Source organism: Aliivibrio sp. 1S128, from assembly GCF_001691065.1.
Taxonomy (GTDB): Bacteria; Pseudomonadota; Gammaproteobacteria; order Enterobacterales; family Vibrionaceae; genus Aliivibrio.
In genome coordinates this window covers 1-893 of record NZ_MAJV01000007.1, presented here as the reverse complement: position 1 = coordinate 893, position 893 = coordinate 1, and the positions used below count along the sequence as shown (strand labels likewise).

General features: G+C 37.7%; 1 protein-coding gene and 1 pseudogene. Both read right to left on the bottom strand.

The features are described from left to right. Positions 1 to 15: 15 nt before the first annotated feature. Positions 16 to 540, bottom strand: a complete 525-nt coding sequence (locus tag A6E03_RS03395) for a DUF2442 domain-containing protein (protein WP_054776368.1) — start codon at positions 538 to 540, stop codon at positions 16 to 18. Further along, positions 534 to 805, bottom strand: a pseudogene (locus A6E03_RS03390) (DUF4160 domain-containing protein). Before A6E03_RS03390 ends, A6E03_RS03395 begins: the two are co-directional and overlap by 7 nt. Between the last annotated feature and the right edge of the window lie 88 nt (positions 806 to 893).

Genomic DNA, 893 nt, shown 5'->3' with positions numbered 1-893 from the left:
GTGTTGATGCATTTGTTACATGCGACTCAAAGAATGAGCAGAAACTCTATCTTTAGCCAATTCAATAACTGCATGACCTAATTGAACCAAAGTACCAAAACTTGGTGTCGTTTCAGGTTTTAATGAACGATAAGCACTCGTTCTACTTTTAATTCCTGCACGCTCAATTACAACACTGTGGCCAAATTGTTCAACATAAGAACGAATAGCCGCTTGCAAAATGTCAGCTCGACCTTCTTGCATTGAATCCCATGAAGCCTGCTTTATTACCATTTCCATTTCTTTAACGTCAAAAGGCGTTAAATCAGATTCAGTATAACTACCAACCGTGATTTCTTTTAACGTTGCCGCTGATAATTCAACACCACTCCAATCAAGAGAGCCATCAGCAGTTAATGCAAACTTTTGAAAATTAGTCACATGCCTAAATGCTTCTTTTTGGAAATACTCAGTTAAGTTAGCTTCACCGGTATAACCGTCACTAAAAGTAAGCTCAAGTGTAAAATCAGCTACCAAATCAACATCAATTACTTTCAACATACGTCACCTATAATTTACCCGGATTAATACCAGCAACTGCTTGTTTCCACATTGCCATCAATTTTACTCGATTGCTTTCAATGTGAGCTTCTGCTCGTTTTCGTTGCTTATTTGGTAAATAACCCTCTAAGCACTCTCCTGTTTCAATTGCTATGATTAGCTCATAGCTACCATATTTGACATGAATATGAGGCAATTTATGCTGCTTGTTGTCGAAAAAATACAGACAAAATGAAAGCCCAAGCAATGCATCTATCTCTGGCATAGCAACCTCTAATTATCAAATCTGGTTAAACTATAGCACCGTATCTCAAAAGAGACAACCTTAGCATGTAACGCTGGCATAACACGTT